Source organism: Bhargavaea ullalensis (assembly GCF_042432615.1).
Classification (GTDB): Bacteria; Bacillota; Bacilli; order Bacillales_A; family Planococcaceae; genus Bhargavaea; species Bhargavaea ullalensis.
In genome coordinates this window covers 18,008-32,706 of the sequence record NZ_JBHLWY010000016.1, presented here as the reverse complement: position 1 = coordinate 32,706, position 14,699 = coordinate 18,008, and the positions used below count along the sequence as shown (strand labels likewise).

16 protein-coding genes are annotated in these 14,699 nt (G+C 55.8%); 10 read left to right on the top strand and 6 right to left on the bottom strand.

The genetic code is table 11. From position 1 onward, the window contains the following. Positions 1-970 precede the first annotated feature (970 nt). The 4 genes from glmS (at position 971) to ACFFIY_RS04310 (ending at position 6,340) form a co-directional block, all read left to right on the top strand. The gene (gene glmS, locus ACFFIY_RS04325) at positions 971-2,773 is read left to right on the top strand and encodes a glutamine--fructose-6-phosphate transaminase (isomerizing) (protein WP_354198859.1); all 1,803 of its coding nucleotides are present in this window, start codon (positions 971-973) and stop codon (positions 2,771-2,773) included. Positions 2,774-3,228: 455 nt separating this feature from the next. Next, positions 3,229-4,182: an ABC transporter ATP-binding protein gene (locus ACFFIY_RS04320; RefSeq protein WP_354198861.1), complete on the top strand. Its 954-nt coding sequence runs from the start codon at positions 3,229-3,231 to the stop codon at positions 4,180-4,182. Then, a complete protein-coding gene (locus tag ACFFIY_RS04315) occupies positions 4,175-5,692 on the top strand; it encodes an ABC transporter permease/substrate-binding protein (protein WP_354198863.1) in 1,518 nt (505 codons plus the stop codon). The genes ACFFIY_RS04320 and ACFFIY_RS04315 overlap by 8 nt, the downstream gene beginning before the upstream one ends. 42 nt (positions 5,693-5,734) lie before the next feature. Then, entirely contained in the window at positions 5,735-6,340 is a 606-nt protein-coding gene (locus tag ACFFIY_RS04310; protein WP_354198865.1) for a class I SAM-dependent methyltransferase, read from the top strand. A 48-nt stretch (positions 6,341-6,388) separates the two neighbouring features. Here the strand turns inward: ACFFIY_RS04310 and ACFFIY_RS04305 are convergent, their stop codons facing one another. Next, on the bottom strand, positions 6,389-6,607 hold the full coding sequence (locus ACFFIY_RS04305) for a DUF378 domain-containing protein (protein WP_354198867.1): 219 nt from the start codon (positions 6,605-6,607) through the stop codon (positions 6,389-6,391). Between the two features lie 211 nt (positions 6,608-6,818). On the opposite strand from ACFFIY_RS04305, the gene ACFFIY_RS04300 reads away from it, so the two are divergent. Both ACFFIY_RS04300 and ACFFIY_RS04295 read left to right on the top strand, forming a co-directional pair. After that, positions 6,819-7,244, top strand: a complete 426-nt coding sequence (locus tag ACFFIY_RS04300; protein WP_354198869.1) for a LytTR family DNA-binding domain-containing protein — start codon at positions 6,819-6,821, stop codon at positions 7,242-7,244. Between the two features lie 41 nt (positions 7,245-7,285). Beyond that, the gene (locus tag ACFFIY_RS04295; protein WP_354198871.1) at positions 7,286-7,678 is read left to right on the top strand and encodes a DUF3021 domain-containing protein; all 393 of its coding nucleotides are present in this window, start codon (positions 7,286-7,288) and stop codon (positions 7,676-7,678) included. Between the two features lie 104 nt (positions 7,679-7,782). Here ACFFIY_RS04295 and ACFFIY_RS04290 read toward each other — a convergent pair whose 3' ends face one another. Both ACFFIY_RS04290 and ACFFIY_RS04285 read right to left on the bottom strand, forming a co-directional pair. Then, complete coding sequence (locus tag ACFFIY_RS04290) at positions 7,783-8,205, bottom strand: YugN family protein (RefSeq protein ID WP_354198873.1); 423 nt, start codon at positions 8,203-8,205, stop codon at positions 7,783-7,785. Between the two features lie 151 nt (positions 8,206-8,356). Continuing rightward, the gene (locus tag ACFFIY_RS04285; protein WP_354198875.1) at positions 8,357-8,608 is read right to left on the bottom strand and encodes a DUF2188 domain-containing protein; all 252 of its coding nucleotides are present in this window, start codon (positions 8,606-8,608) and stop codon (positions 8,357-8,359) included. Positions 8,609-8,814: 206 nt separating this feature from the next. Here ACFFIY_RS04285 and ACFFIY_RS04280 point away from each other — a divergent pair, with 206 nt between their 5' ends. The 4 genes from ACFFIY_RS04280 to ACFFIY_RS04265 all read left to right on the top strand — a co-directional run bounded on the left by ACFFIY_RS04280 (position 8,815) and on the right by ACFFIY_RS04265 (position 11,870). After that, positions 8,815-9,906, top strand: coding sequence for an SDR family oxidoreductase (locus ACFFIY_RS04280; protein WP_354198877.1), 1,092 nt, complete (start codon positions 8,815-8,817; stop codon positions 9,904-9,906). 138 nt (positions 9,907-10,044) lie between these two features. Next, the gene (metA, locus tag ACFFIY_RS04275) at positions 10,045-10,953 is read left to right on the top strand and encodes a homoserine O-acetyltransferase MetA (protein ID WP_354198879.1); all 909 of its coding nucleotides are present in this window, start codon (positions 10,045-10,047) and stop codon (positions 10,951-10,953) included. Positions 10,954-11,050: 97 nt separating this feature from the next. Then, complete coding sequence (locus ACFFIY_RS04270; protein ID WP_354198881.1) at positions 11,051-11,554, top strand: DUF1648 domain-containing protein; 504 nt, start codon at positions 11,051-11,053, stop codon at positions 11,552-11,554. A gap of 16 nt (positions 11,555-11,570) precedes the next feature. Further along, on the top strand, positions 11,571-11,870 hold the full coding sequence (locus ACFFIY_RS04265; protein WP_354198883.1) for a TIGR04104 family putative zinc finger protein: 300 nt from the start codon (positions 11,571-11,573) through the stop codon (positions 11,868-11,870). 155 nt (positions 11,871-12,025) lie between these two features. Here the strand turns inward: ACFFIY_RS04265 and ACFFIY_RS04260 are convergent, their stop codons facing one another. The 3 genes from ACFFIY_RS04260 to ACFFIY_RS04250 all read right to left on the bottom strand — a co-directional run bounded on the left by ACFFIY_RS04260 (position 12,026) and on the right by ACFFIY_RS04250 (position 14,591). Beyond that, a complete protein-coding gene (locus tag ACFFIY_RS04260; protein ID WP_354198885.1) occupies positions 12,026-13,201 on the bottom strand; it encodes an MGDG synthase family glycosyltransferase in 1,176 nt (391 codons plus the stop codon). An 84-nt stretch (positions 13,202-13,285) separates the two neighbouring features. Then, the gene (locus ACFFIY_RS04255) at positions 13,286-13,885 is read right to left on the bottom strand and encodes a DedA family protein (RefSeq protein WP_354198887.1); all 600 of its coding nucleotides are present in this window, start codon (positions 13,883-13,885) and stop codon (positions 13,286-13,288) included. After that, positions 13,875-14,591 (bottom strand): polysaccharide deacetylase family protein, encoded by a 717-nt coding sequence (locus tag ACFFIY_RS04250; protein WP_354198889.1) that lies wholly within the window; start codon positions 14,589-14,591, stop codon positions 13,875-13,877. The genes ACFFIY_RS04255 and ACFFIY_RS04250 overlap by 11 nt, the downstream gene beginning before the upstream one ends. Positions 14,592-14,699: the final 108 nt, after the last annotated feature.

Sequence of the window (14,699 nt, the reverse complement as noted above, 5' to 3'; positions counted from 1 at the left end):
TTACGAAACTTTGCGTTATTCATCTTGATTGAACCGCCGTATACCGAACGGTACGTACGGTGGTGTGAGAGGTCGGGGGTTAGTCACCCCCTCCTACTCGATTGTATGTGAGTTAAGAGATGTCGCACGTAAAGCGACCGTTTCGCACTTAGCGGTGAGAATTCGCACTTAGAGCGTCCGTTTCGCACTTAGCGGCGAGAATTCGCACTTAGAGCGTCCGTTTCGCACTTAGCGGCGAGAATTCGCACTTAGAGCGTCCGTTTCGCACTTAGCGGGAGGAATTCGCACTTAGAGCGTCTGTTTCGCACTTAGCGGCGAGAATTCGCACTTAGAACGTCCATTTCGCACTTAGCGGCGAGAATTCGCACTTAGAGCGTCCGTTTCGCACTTAGCGTGAGGAATTCGCACTTAGAGCGTCTGTTTCGCACTTAGCGGCGAGAATTCGCACATAGAGCGACCTTTTCGCACTTAGAGGAACACGAGTGAGACAAGTGGGACCGCGAGTGAGGAAAGTGGCGCCGGACCGGACGGAGCAGCCGGTTCCTATTTCGCCGAGCGGGCATAAAATTAATTACAATGAGCCACTTTGCAGTTTTGATTGACAAAAAAGGACTGTTTGTAATAAAGTACAAAAGCAATCAAGGCGAAGGAGGGCCGGAGACGCGCCAAAACGGAAAACAATCAAAGCGCCTGAGCTGGGGAAATCCATAACTCCAGCAGACGAGGTGGAGGTTTATCGATCATTCGGCGGATGCCTCCCGACCGCGATGCCCGGTTGTCATGCTTTCCTGCAAAATCCTTGAGCGATCAAGGCGGACAGAAGGGAAAGCCGGCATGCTCATCCGCTGACGGAAGCGCAGGCACTGTGCTTAAGCGGAATCAATCGAATCGGCAATGCAGCGCCCCCGGCCTCGAAAAAATCGGCATCGGGACGCTTATTTCACATTGCTTGAATATGGAGGAACAGAATATGTGCGGAATTGTCGGCTATATCGGAGAACAAGATGCGAAGGAAATCTTGCTGAAAGGGCTGGAGAAACTGGAGTACCGGGGCTACGACTCTGCCGGGATCGCCCTCGCAGGTGAAGCGGGTGTCACGGTCATCAAGGAGAAGGGAAGGATCGCGGATCTGCGCGCTGCAGTGGACTTCTCGGCCGGCGCAAAAACGGGGATCGGACATACCCGCTGGGCGACCCATGGCGTGCCGGATGTCCGAAACGCCCATCCCCACCAGGACGCTTCCGGGCGGTTCACGCTCGTCCACAACGGGGTGATCGAGAACTACGGCAAACTCGCCAAGGAACATCTCGGCGGTGTCCGGCTCCAGTCGGATACCGACACGGAAATCATCATACAGCTCGTGGCGAAGTTTGCGCAGGGCGGCCTTTCCACCGAAGAGGCGTTTGCCGAGACGCTCGGACTTCTCCACGGCTCTTATGCCATCGCGATGCTTGACCGGGAGGACCCGGACACGATCTTCGTTGCCAAAAATAAATCGCCGCTGCTCGTCGGGCTCGGGGACGGATTCAATGTCGTCTCATCCGACGCCATTGCGATGCTGCAGGTGACGGACCGGTTCATTGAGCTTCATGACGGAGAAATGGTGATCTTGAAGAAAGAAGGCATCCGCATCCGGACAATTTCCGGGGAACCGGTCAGCCGGGAGCCGTTCCGTGCAGAGCTCGACGCGGCGGATATTGAAAAAGGGACCTATCCGCACTATATGCTCAAGGAAATTGATGAGCAGCCGGCCGTTCTGCGGAAAATCATCCAAGCTCACCGGGGGCCGGACGGAGGCCTTTGGCTTGAGGAAGACACGCTCCGTGCGATCACCGAAGCAGACCGGCTCTATATCATCGCCGCCGGCACAAGCTATCACGCCGGCCTGGTCGGAAAAGAGTACTTTGAGAAATTTGCGGGGATTCCGGCGGAAGTTCATATTTCAAGCGAATTCGGCTACAACATGCCAATTCTTTCTGAGCGGCCGCTGTTCATCTTCATCTCGCAGTCGGGCGAAACGGCCGACAGCCGGCAGGTGCTCGTCAAGGTGAAGGAGATGGGCCATCCGTCGGTCACTTTGACGAATGTTTCCGGCTCCACGCTGTCACGGGAATCCGACCATACTGTGCTGCTGCACGCGGGGCCCGAAATCGCCGTCGCCTCGACGAAAGCCTATACGGCACAAATTGCGGTCCTGTCGATCCTTGCTGCTTGCGTGGCCGGAACAAAGGGGAAGTCAATCGGCTTTGACCTGATCCAAGAACTCGGCATCGCTGCGAACGCGGCCGAAACGGTCATTGACCGGAAAGAAGACATGGAAGCCGTCGCGTTCGAGTTTCTTCAGCTGAGCCGGAATGCCTTCTTCATCGGACGCGGCATCGATTATCATGTCAGCCTCGAAGGCGCCCTTAAGCTGAAGGAAATTTCCTATATCCAGGCGGAAGGATTTGCCGGCGGGGAACTGAAGCACGGCACCATCGCGCTGATCGAGGAAGGCACTCCTGTGTTTGCGCTCGCAACCCAGCCGGAGCTGTCGGCCAACATCCGCGGCAATGTAAAGGAAGTGACGGCCCGCGGTGCCCATGCATGCCTTCTCTCCATGGACGGAACGGCGGAAGAGTCAGACCGCATCGTCATCCCGGCGGTGCATCCGTTGCTCACGCCGCTCGTTTCGGTCATTCCGCTTCAGCTCATTTCCTATTATGCCTCGCTCCACCGCGGCTGCGACGTGGACCAACCGCGCAACCTCGCCAAATCGGTGACGGTGGAATAAAATGACTCGCCAACACGCTCGGTCCATCGTGTTGGCTCTTTTTTGTGTGCGGAGAACGTACCGGCACGGATTCTATCCCGACATTCACCGTCGCAATCCCGACATTCGCGGCGCGTAACCCGACATTCAGCAGCGCAATCCCGACATTCACCCCGGCATAGCTTCTATCCCGACATTCAGCAGCGCAATCCCGACATTCGCGGCGCGTAACCCGACATTCAGCAACGCAATCCCGACATTCACCCCGGCCGCTATCTCAGGCCGGGTTTTGCCTGGCGGCTGAAGTTGGCGGGTAGCGGAGGGACCGGCGCCACAGAAAGCAGGTCCCGCAGCTGAAATCCCGCTACGTCTGGATGGCGGCCGTTAAGTAATGCAGCAGCGCTTTGTCAGGATGAAGTGAGCAAGCCTCCGGGAAAAAGGGTATAGTGAGGAAAGTCCGCACGAAGGAGAATGACATGATTAAATTCGACCAAATCACGAAAAAGTATCCGGACGGGACGGTGGCCGTCGACCGGCTGGAGCTGGAAGTCCGAAAAGGTGAATTCCTTGTCCTGATCGGGCCGAGCGGATGCGGAAAGACGACGACGCTGAAGATGATCAACCGGCTCATCCCGTATTCGTCCGGTGAAATTTTCATTGGAGGGAAGCCGGTGGACACGTATCCGCTTGACCAGCTGAGATGGAACATCGGCTATGTGCTCCAGCAGATCGCCCTTTTCCCCCATATGACGATCGAGGAAAACATCACCGTCGTTCCGGAGATGAAGGGATGGCCGAAAGATAAACTGAAGGAGCGGGCCGCGGAACTGCTTGAGATGGTCGGCCTGGATCCTTCGACGTACGCCGCAAGAAAACCGGCGGAATTGTCCGGCGGCCAGCAGCAGCGCATCGGCGTCATCCGGGCACTGGCGGCCGATCCGGATATTCTGCTCATGGATGAGCCGTTCAGCGCTCTGGACCCGGTGAGCCGTGAAAAGCTGCAGGATGACTTGCTCCGCCTGAAGAAAACGCTCGGAAAGACGACCGTCTTTGTGACGCATGACATGCAGGAGGCACTGAAGCTCGCCGACCGCATTTGTCTTATGCGGGAAGGCCGGATTGTTCAGCTTGGAACGCCGGAGGAACTGCTTCACCGGCCGCAGGATGACTTTGTTCGCTCGTTCATCGGCAGCCGTGATGCGGAACAACGGATCGACCTGGCACCGGCGCTCGCACTAAACGGAATTGCAGCGCCTTCCGCCTTGACCTTGCCTTCACACGTTCCGGTCCGCCGGCTGCTGGAAGTCCTCGCAAACCATGAAAGGGCCGGAGTCGAAAAAGACGGTCGGTTCATCGGCACGATCGACCGGGCTTCCGCTTTCCGTCTGCTTGCTGAACTTTCCGGAAAGGAGGCGGGGGAGGATGAATGAACTGTTCACCGAATTCGCCGCCCGGAAATCAGATTTATGGAATGCGATGATCCAGCACATGGAAATCTCATTCATCGCGCTTTTCTTTGCGGTGCTCCTGTCCGTACCGACCGGCATCTGGCTGACCCGCCGCCAAAAGATTGCAGACGGCGTGATCGGAGTTGCGTCCGTCATCCAGACGATCCCGTCGCTTGCACTGCTCGGACTGCTCATCCCGATTGTCGGCATCGGCCGCGTCCCCGCCATCATCGCTTTGACGGCCTACGCGCTGCTTCCGATCCTGCGCAATACATACACCGGAATCCGCGAAGTGGATCCGGCATTGACCGAAGCGGCGAGCGCGATGGGCATGAACACGAAGCGACGTCTGCTGAAAGTGGAGCTTCCGCTCGCCATGCCCGTCATCATGGCCGGCGTGCGCACCGCGACCGTCCTCATCATCGGGACGGCCACGCTCGCCGCGCTCATCGGGGCGGGCGGCCTCGGGGACCTGATCCTTCTCGGCATTGACCGCAACAATACGGGCCTGATCCTGCTCGGCGCGATTCCGGCGGCTCTGCTGGCGCTCGTTTTTGATTACCTGCTCAAGAAGCTGGAAGGGATGCATTTTAGGCGAAGCTTGGCAGTGATGGGGATGATCGCTGCCATCGCGGTGCTCGTCCTTGTCATTCCGCTGCTCGGCCGGGAAAACGAAAAGCTTGTGCTTGCAGGGAAACTTGGGGCGGAACCTGAAATCCTCATCAATATGTACAAGCAGCTCATCGAGGATGAGACGGATCTGAGCGTAGAGCTCAAGCCGGGCTTTGGCAAAACGTCGTTCGTCTTCAACGCGCTTCAGTCGGGGGACGTTGATCTTTATCCTGAATTCACGGGGACGGCAATTTCCGAGTTTCTGAACGAAACGGCCCGGAGCACCGATGCCCGGCAAGTGTACGAGCAGGCGCGCGACGGGATGTCGGAAAGATTCGGAATGGTGCTGCTGGAGCCGATGGCCTACAACAACACCTACACACTCGCCGTGCCGGACGGCTTTGCCGAGGCAAACGGGCTGGAATCGATTTCAGATCTCAGACCAATCCAGGACAAAGTCAAGGCAGGATTCACGCTTGAGTTTTCGGACCGGGAAGACGGCTATCTCGGCATCCGGTCGCTCTACGGCATCGAGTTCCCCGACTTGGTGACAATGGAGCCGAAACTCCGGTACAGCGCCGTGCAAAGCGGAGAGATCAATCTTGTCGACGCCTACTCCACCGACAGCGAAATCAAGCGTTACAAACTTCGGGTGCTCAAAGACGACCTTCACCTGTTTCCGCCTTACCAGGGAGCCCCGCTCATGAAAAAGGAGACGGCAGACAGGCATCCGGAAATCTTGGAAGCCCTCAACCGGCTTTCCGGCAAAATTTCGGACGATGACATGCGGGAGATGAACTACCGGGTGGATGTTGAGGGCGAGAAGCCGGAGGATGTCGCCCGGAACTATCTGAAATCCCACGGGTTGCTCGGTGATTGATGATCTCGCATACAGACCACAATGAAAGGAAGCGAAACATAAATGACAAGAGAACATTGGGATGCACGATTTTCAGAAGAAGGCTATGCGTACGGCACCGAGGCAAATGAGTTCATCAAAAAGATGTCGGGGCTGATTCCGCGAGAATCGGAGGTTGCGGCATTTGCGGAAGGGGAAGGCCGCAACGCCGTGTTCCTCGCCCGCACGGGACACCGCGTGACCGCGTATGACCAGTCAGCGGTCGGTCTGGAGAAGACGCATGTTCTTGCGGAGGAAAACGGGGTTCAGGTCAACACTGCGGAGATGGATCTCATCCGCGAGCGCGTTCCGGCGGGGTCGTTTGACGCGTCGATTTTGGTGTTTGGCCACGTGCCAAAAAACAGCCAGGCGGAGCTCTTTTCGAATCTCGCCGGTTCAGTGAAAAAAGGCGGCATCGTTTTGTTTGAAGTGTATTCCGAGGAACAGATGGCATATGGCACGGGAGGCCCCGGGAAGCTCGACAGCCTGTATGATCCGGCCGATGTTCTTTCCTGGATCCGGCCGCACAAAGTCCTTCATTTCTTCTACGGAGAAGCGGAGCGCACAGAAGGCAGGCGGCACACCGGCATCGGCCATGTCATTCAGGGTGCTTTCATCAAAAAGCACTGAAAAAAATCCTCCGCTTCCGATCACTCACGGAAGGGAGGATTTTTCATATCAATAAGTGCGGCGGTCGCGGTCTGCACCAAGCAGTCCATAAAGCTTCAGGCAATACAGCGCGGACAAGCCGACCAGTACGTAAACGATTTTGGAAAGAAGTGCATCCTGACCGCCAAACAGTGTCGCGACCAGATCAAAGTCAAGCAGTCCGACCAACAGCCAGTTCAGGCCTCCGACAATCAGCAGTGTCAGTGCAATGGCATCGAGCGCTCTCAAAAGCGACTCCTCCTTTCCGCGTGATTAGTTTTATTTTCCCCGATATCTTACATGTTAAACATTTGTGCAAATAATTTCTGTTTTCCACGGCAAACATAGGCATTTCACACAGGAAATCAAACATCTTGACGGGCAAAAGCGACCTCTCGGCGTCCGAAACGTTCCCGATTGCTTGAAAAGAGATAAAGTATGAATAAAGGGGGGGCTGCCATTGAAAGTCAAACTCAATCTGAATCCCGAAACAGAAACGGAATACGCAGAGATTCATGTCCGCTCGCTGACGCCTGAAATCCGCCGGGCGATTGAACTGTTGCAGGGCGGCGGACAGAGCGGCCGGATTCAGGCCATGCAAGGAGAACGAGTTTTTTTGCTTGAGCCGGCCGACATCGCCTATGCAATAGTGGAAGGTGACCGCTGCAAAGTGATCGCAGGAGAAGAGGTCTATCTGTACAAGGCTACGCTCAAATCTTTCGGCGAGCTGACAGAAGGCGGCAGCTTTATCCGGATCTCCAAGTCCTGCATCGCCAATCTGGATTTTGTCCGTTACTATGAAGCCTCATTCGGCGGAAGCCTGGTCATTGTCTTCAAAAACGGCCACAAAGAATATGTGTCCCGGAGCTACACGAAGAGCCTGTAAAACCGGGTGCTGAATCTGAAATGAAAGGGGGAGAACTAGCGATGAGAATCTTTTGGTATGCGTGCAGCGGAACGGGCATCAGTTTTGCGGCATTTTGGATTCATCTGTTATTCATGACATCGGCAGGCGTCGATGCCATTTCATTGCCGGATTTGAATATCCGGGCTCTCGGATTTCTTTTCCTGGGCGCATTGATCGGGGCGGCCTCGGCCATCTATGATTGGCAGCGGTATTCGCTCGCTGTCCGGACCGTCGCCCATGCGGCTTTGACGCTTACGGCTTTTTCCGCAACGGGGGTGGTGCTCGGCTGGTTCCCGATGAGCCGGCTGTTCCGGCCGGTTCTTCTGTTCCTCCTGATTTATGCCGCCATCTGGCTGGGACTTTATCTGAACGCGTGGTTGCTTGCCCGGCGCCTGAACCGGACCGGAGGATGAGAAACCAGATGCAAAACAGGAACGCCCGGGCCGTCTTTGCAAACGGCAGGCGTTCCTGTTTTGTTTTATTCGCATACCGATCAAACCCCAAACATCAGCAGGCATCAGGAATGAATAAACTCGTGGTCGCCGAACATCTCCGCAACTTTTTCTTCGCCGCGGATTTCCCATTTCGTCTTTTTCTCGATATGGGCGTCTTTCGCCAGCGGCTTCTGAAACTGATCAAAACCGGTCGACGCCAGCAAGGCGCTCTCGTCGTGATCCAGTCCGACGTTGACGACGTGCTTGATGACAAACGGCTGCCCGAAGGCGAGCAATGTATCGGGGTGTTCCAGTGTTCCCGAAATCACGTCAAACGGCATCCTCAGATAAACCGTTTCGCCGCCTTCCCGGTTCAGGATGCCGTCGAACATGCCTTCTTCATATTCCCAGTTTCCCGAAAGCGTAAATCCGTGCTCACTCATAATCGGCTCAATCTCTCCGTATCGGGCTTGTTTTCCCTGCAGTACGGTGTCCAGCTTCAACATGGCTATTTCTCCTTCCGGTAAAAAGTTCATTTGTGACGGCGGCAAGGGTCCCTGTCAGTCGCGTACGGGAATTCCTCCGGCCAGCCGCAAACCTGCTGCTGTACAGAAAGCGGGCGGCGTCCATTTCGTTTGGGCGCTGCCCGCTCGTCATTCAGCATTCGATCTGGTCTTCGATCTTTCCCTCTTCATTGTGGACGATGACCATGGCGCCATGCTCTCCGGCACGATTCTTGCCTGCCTCAACGAGCTTGTCCCGATCTCCCCCGGTTTCGACCGGGGCGTCCTCGCCTTCTCGTTTCAATGCCCAGTTTCCGTCATGAGGCACGACATGATAATTCGCTTTTTCGGTTCCTTCGCGGTCACCAAAGTATTTTTCCGGTCCGTTATCGTTTCTTCCTGGCATGGATCCATCCCTCCAGATTGATTGATAGTGTTTCAATTCCCTGAACCTCCGCAGATGAAACCGTTGTCGAAATTGCAGGGAATCCCGAATGTCTTGACTTTCTTTCTGCCAAAGAAGGAAAACGGCCTGCATGCGTAGAAATGCGCGTCAGAATCAATCGTCACACTGTGAACTGCGTAAAGCTTGGGGAAGGGAGACTATATTCGTTGGCAAAGCGGACTTATTTCTTTACGGGATTTCCCGGATTTCTGGCAACCCGGATCATCGATCGATTGATCTCGGAGCATCCCGATGCCGATTTTGAACTGCTGGTCCATCCTTCCGCGATGGAAACGGCAACAAGCCGCGTGAAAAGACTGACCTCCGGCGGAAGAGACACCGGACGGATCCGCCTGTTTGAAGGAGATATCACGAAAGCGGGCCTGGCACTGGCCCCATCCGTATCCGATGAGTTATATGAAACGGTCACGCACGTGTTTCACCTGGCCGCCGTCTATGACCTGGCCGTTCCGGAAGCCCTGGCACAGTCCGTGAATGTTACGGGCACCCGCAATGTGAATGCCTGGGTGCTCCATTGCAAGAAGATCCGCCGCTATGTCTACTTCAGCACGGCATATGTTTCGGGTGACCGGAAAGGCCCGATTTTGGAAACCGAGCTCGCCTGCGGGCAGGGGTTCAAAAACCATTACGAGCGGACCAAGCATGATGCGGAAGTGCTCGTGCAGTATGTGCGCGACCGGGTTCCCACCACGATCATCCGTCCGGGAATCGTCCTGGGAGATTCCCGGACGGGCGAAACCGAGAAGTTCGATGGTCCCTATTTCATGATGCGCTTCCTCGACAGGTTTTCCCGCGTGCCCGTTCCATATATCGGAAGGAGCCGTGCGACGATCAATCTCGTGCCGGCCGACTTTATCACCGAAGCCGTCTGCCACCTGGCCCACCATCCGGCGTCTGCGGACAAAGTGTACCACCTGGCGGATCCGTCGCCGTATACCGCGAGGGAAGCGTACCGGCTGATTGCGGAGGAACTGTCCGGCAAGAAACCGATGTTCACGGTGCCGCGGTCATCGGTCTATATGATGCTCAGCGTCCCGCAGATCAGGAGGTGGGTGCAGGTGGAGCGGGAAACGCTCGCGTACTTCCATCTGGAAGCAGAATTTGATTGCAGCCAGGCGACCGCGGATCTCGAGCCGGCCGGAATCCGCTGTCCCGACTTTGGGGAATACATTCCGAAGGCAGTTGAGTTTTATAAGGAAAACCGGCATGACCCGAGGAAACTTATACCCGTGAATTAACGGGCTCTCTTCTTTTGTCGGTGCGTCCCTCTATCATTTCCCGATTGAATCGTCTATCATTTGAGTATTGCGAATTCATTGGACAGCCGGTTCGCCGGCAGCTCAAAATGAGATTCAAGAGAAGGGGGACGCATCGAATTGCCGATCAACATTCCGGGACATCTGCCCGCGGCGGAGAAACTGCGGGAAGAGAAGATCTTTGTCATGGACACGGACCGGGCGGGCTCTCAGGACATCCGGCCGCTCAATATCCTGATCCTTAATCTCATGCCTGAAAAAGAGCGGACCGAACTGCAGCTGCTCCGGCTGCTCGGGAATACGCCGTTGCAGGTGAATGTCACATTCATGACGATGGCTACGCACGAATCCAAAAACACGAGCAAGTCGCATCTGGACGAGTTTTACGTCACGTTCGAAGATATACGTGAACGCCGTTTTGACGGAATGATCATCACGGGGGCACCGATTGAGCACCTGCCGTTCGAGGAAGTGAACTACTGGGAAGAACTCACCCGGATTCTTGACTGGTCCGGCCGCAATGTCACGTCGACGATGTCGATCTGCTGGGGGGCCCAGGCGGCGCTCTATCATTTCTACGGCATCGGCAAAAAGCCGCTGTCCGAAAAGTGCTTCGGTGTTTTCCGCCATGCCGTTTCGGATCCGACGGTCAAGCTGGCACGCGGGTTCAGTGACCGGTTCGTCGCGCCGCACTCCCGCTACACCGAAGTGAGCGCGGCGGAAATCCGCAATCACCCTGAACTGGAACTGCTGTCGGAATCCGACGAGGCGGGCGCATTCCTCGTTCTTTCCAAGGATGAAAAGCGCATCATGGTCACCGGCCACCTTGAGTATGATGCGGATACGCTCGCGGAGGAATATCACAGGGACCGGGCGAAAGGCCTCGGGACCGCCGTGCCGAAGAATTACTTCCCGCAGGATAATCCGGAAAATGAACCGCTGAACACGTGGCGTTCCCATACTTTCCTGCTGTTTTCCAACTGGCTGAACTACTATGTCTATCAGGAAACGCCGTACGTGTGGGCTTGATGAATCTGCCCGGCCAACCGTCCGCCGGGCGGTTTTTTGTTCGTTCCATGAAACCATTGCCTGCTTCCGTCCGTATTACGGACTAGGGGTGTTAGCGATGAAAACTTATGATCGTCCAAAAATTGACGTTCCGAAAACCACTCTCGAGCGGCTGTTTGACTGGGTGGCGGGCCTCGTGTTCATTGCCGGCCTTGTGTACCTCGCTGTTGTCTGGGGGGAGCTTCCGGACCGGGTGCCCGGCCATTTTAACGGAGCCGGCGAAGTGGACAGGTGGGGTTCAAAATGGGAGCTGCTTCTGCTGCCTGCAATCGCCGCTGCGACCACTGCGTTCATGGCGTTTTTTGAAAGGCATCCGGAGTGGCATAATTACATGGTCAGCCTGAACGAGGAAAATATCGAATTTCAATACAGAAACTCCAGGCAAATGCTGAACGTGACCAAAAACATGATCCTTCTTGTGTTCACTTTTCTCTCCTGGCAGTCCGCCCGGGTGGCACTCGGGGAAGCCGAGTCGCTCGGGATGCTGTTTCTTCCTTTGTTCCTTGCAGCCACTTTCGTTCCGCTGATCTTCTTTATCGTTCGATCAGTCAGGAATCAATGAGAAAGGAGAGCGCATCATGCCAATCTGCACGAATTGCCATCATCAGTGGACAAGAAGGGAGTTATGGAAAGCCTCGCTCTCGCTCAAGCCGTCAATGACTTGCCCGCATTGCGGTGCCGAACAATATCAGACAAAAAGATCCAGGAAGAAAACTTCGATGCTGCTCGCCGTCATTCCGGTCACCATGTTGCTGAGCATGCTGGTTGACTGGGGATGGGGCTCGCTTGTGCTTTATCTTTTTATCGTCACGGATGCAATAGTTGTATTTTATCCAAAAGGGGTGGAGCTGACCGGAGAAGAAGAACCGCTTTGGTGAAAGGGGAGAAACAAAAAAAGCGCTGGTTGTCCCGTATGTCAGTTACACCACAGAAAAAAAGCAAGGACTCGGGTTGCTTTTCACGAGCCAACCAGGGTCCTTGCTTTTTGCTGTCCTACGAAGAAACTCAGCACTTGCCGCGCATTTCCCTTATCTTATTTCCCGACGGGATGGAGGGACGGTTTCCGCCAGATGGCGGCCGGGTCGTTTTCATGTACTGCGAGCAGGCTTTCGATAAACTCAACCATGCCGGTTTCCGTCTTCACGTCCATGCTTCTGCGGAATCTGTCCACCGCGCGATTCCACCGGTGCATCCGGAGCGCGTCAGTCATGACTCCCAGAATTTGATCACTCAGCGGGACGCCGGTTTTCAAGCTGAATGCCAGGCCTTTTTGTGTTAAATAGTCAAGGTTATGCCGTTCTTGTCCAGGCAGTGCCGAATGGATGAACATCGGCAGTTTCTTTCGGAGCCCTTCGCTGAGCGTCACGCCGCCCGGTTTGGTGATGAGTGCATCCGCCCGGTCATAGAGCTCATTCATTTCACTGCGCGAGGAAATGAACTCGACCGGCGTGACATGCGGCATCTCCCACGACCGGATTGTCCGAAAAAGCCGCCGGTTTTTCCCGCAGAGCACCGTGAACCGGATCTGCTGCATGTTCCGCAGCTCCTCCCTGAGCCGGTCAATGCTGCCGAGTCCCGTATTCCCACCGGCGATCAATACATGCACCGGTCGGCCCGCCGGGATGGCCGGACGCCTTTGGACGGTCCGGAATGCCCGGTGCACGGGTATTCCCGTAACCTGCAGACGTTCGGGGGCGAGTCCGTCAAGAATCAGTTTCTGCTTCGCTTCGGGTGTGGGGAGGAAGTGGGCGTCGATGCCCTGCCTGCCCCAGACACAGTTGACGAACAGATCGGTGTAGACATTGATTACGGGGATTCGGCACTGACCTTTGATCTTCATTTTGCTCAGAATCAGGGAGGGAAGGGAGTGGCTGCAGAAGATGAGGTCCGGCTCTTCGCGCTCCAGTATGTCCCTCATTTTGTTGATGAGAAACGGCTGATACCACTTGAAGTTCGTTTCATCAGAGTCCGGACCATGGCAAAACCAGCTTTCATACACCCGGTCGTACGTTTCGGGGAATGAGCGGATCCAGTTCATGTATCCGAATGAAATGAGCCGTTCTACCAGCGGACTGGTTTCGGTCAGAAGATCCAGCTTTTTGACCGAAACATTTCCCATCCTCCGTTCCGCCAGATCCATCAGTGCTTCCGCTGCCTGGTGATGGCCGGATTGGGTGCGGAGGTGGGAAAAGAAGATGATCTTTCTCATTGTGCCAACTCCTCCTCGGACAACCCTGTTATTTACCTTTACCCATAAACTGGCGGCACACACGTTGCGCCGGTATGTTCCTGTTCATGAAGATGCGTCCCGTTTTCGCCGGCCGGCTCTTTTGACGAACAAATAAATCACAAACCCGGCGAGAAACAGAAAACCTGCATAGGCGGCATACACAGGGTCGATGTCAAACAGACTGCCGAGTACATAGCCGGCCAGCAGGAAAGGCCCTGTCCAGAGCAGGGCGCCGATGAGTGACAGACCCGCAAAAAGAGGGAACGGAACTTTTGTGAGTCCTGCGAAGTACGGGCTGATCTGGCGGAAGCCCGGCAGGTAAAAGCCGAACAGGATGATCGGGCCGCGCCTCTTCCGAAACTTGGCCTCCAGTTTCTTCAATCGGTTTTTCGTGAGGCCGACCCACCGTCCGACTTTGCGCAGCAGCGGGGCGCCGATCCATCTTCCGCCGGCATAGGCGATCAGCATTCCGGCGAATGCCCCGGTCACCGTGCTGACGACCGAACCGGCGGCCCCCAGCTGATTTTCAGCTATGAGCATCCCGGTCAGAAACACCATGGACTCTTCGGGAGCGGGAATGCCGACAATCCCGAACAGCGCGAGAAGGAAAATGATAAGGTAGCCGTATTGGTGCAGGTAGCCGATTGCCAGGTCAATGTTCATGAACGGGACTTCCTTCGGCCGTGACGAACGGGATGCCGTCGCGGACGGCTGCGTGCAAGTACAGATCCAATTCCCGGATCATGGACGCGGGGGCCGCTTCATCCGCCCCCGGATTGCTGCCGTCGTCGTGCAGCAGGACAATCGACCCGTCGGCGGGAACACACTTGAGCCGTTTTGCAAGGCCGCTGCAGTTCGCCGTTTTCCAGTCGCCGAATATATGGGACCAAATCAACGTTTCATAGTCTTTTGCCACCGTCAGTGTATAAGGGCTCAGCCTGCCCCAGGGCGGCCGGTACAACCGGGGGACCATACCCGACGCCTTCCGGATTGCCCGGTCTGTGAGTTCAAGCTGGTTCCGCAGCGCCCGTGGGGTGAGCCGCCAGGCCGACCGGTGCTTGTAGTGATGGATCCCGATCTCGTGACCATCCTCCCGCATCCGTTTAAGCAGCCATGGATAGGCCTCGACTTTTTCACCGATGACAAAGAAGGTGGCTCTGACACCGTGCTGTTTCAGGACATCAAGCAGTCTGGCGGTATAAACCGGATGCGGGCCATCGTCGAATGTGAGGGCAATCCCGTTTTTGTCCGGGAGTTTCTTCATGATGCCAAGTCCCGTTGTCCGGATCGCCGCCGTGGCCAGAACATTGCCAGCGGCCACGGTCGCTGCGGCGGCCATGCAACCGGCAGCCATTGATTTTCCGTTCATAACGTTCACCCGTTTCATAGGTTCGTAGTTCTGATATACCCAAAAATGATGTGATGAAGCCGGAAAGAGCAGAAGCGGGCATGGTGCAACCGGCGGACAATCAAGAAT

Coding starts and splice junctions, on each gene's coding strand:
- glmS (WP_354198859.1), top strand. CDS start 971: ATGTGCGGAATTGTCGGCTATATCGGAGAACAAGATGCGAAGGAAATC.
- ACFFIY_RS04320 (WP_354198861.1), top strand. CDS start 3,229: ATGATTAAATTCGACCAAATCACGAAAAAGTATCCGGACGGGACGGTG.
- ACFFIY_RS04315 (WP_354198863.1), top strand. CDS start 4,175: ATGAATGAACTGTTCACCGAATTCGCCGCCCGGAAATCAGATTTATGG.
- ACFFIY_RS04310 (WP_354198865.1), top strand. CDS start 5,735: ATGACAAGAGAACATTGGGATGCACGATTTTCAGAAGAAGGCTATGCG.
- ACFFIY_RS04295 (WP_354198871.1), top strand. CDS start 7,286: ATGAGAATCTTTTGGTATGCGTGCAGCGGAACGGGCATCAGTTTTGCG.
- ACFFIY_RS04290 (WP_354198873.1), bottom strand. CDS start 8,205: ATGTTGAAGCTGGACACCGTACTGCAGGGAAAACAAGCCCGATACGGA.
- ACFFIY_RS04285 (WP_354198875.1), bottom strand. CDS start 8,608: ATGCCAGGAAGAAACGATAACGGACCGGAAAAATACTTTGGTGACCGC.
- ACFFIY_RS04270 (WP_354198881.1), top strand. CDS start 11,051: ATGAAAACTTATGATCGTCCAAAAATTGACGTTCCGAAAACCACTCTC.
- ACFFIY_RS04265 (WP_354198883.1), top strand. CDS start 11,571: ATGCCAATCTGCACGAATTGCCATCATCAGTGGACAAGAAGGGAGTTA.
- ACFFIY_RS04260 (WP_354198885.1), bottom strand. CDS start 13,201: ATGAGAAAGATCATCTTCTTTTCCCACCTCCGCACCCAATCCGGCCAT.
- ACFFIY_RS04255 (WP_354198887.1), bottom strand. CDS start 13,885: ATGAACATTGACCTGGCAATCGGCTACCTGCACCAATACGGCTACCTT.
- ACFFIY_RS04250 (WP_354198889.1), bottom strand. CDS start 14,591: ATGAACGGAAAATCAATGGCTGCCGGTTGCATGGCCGCCGCAGCGACC.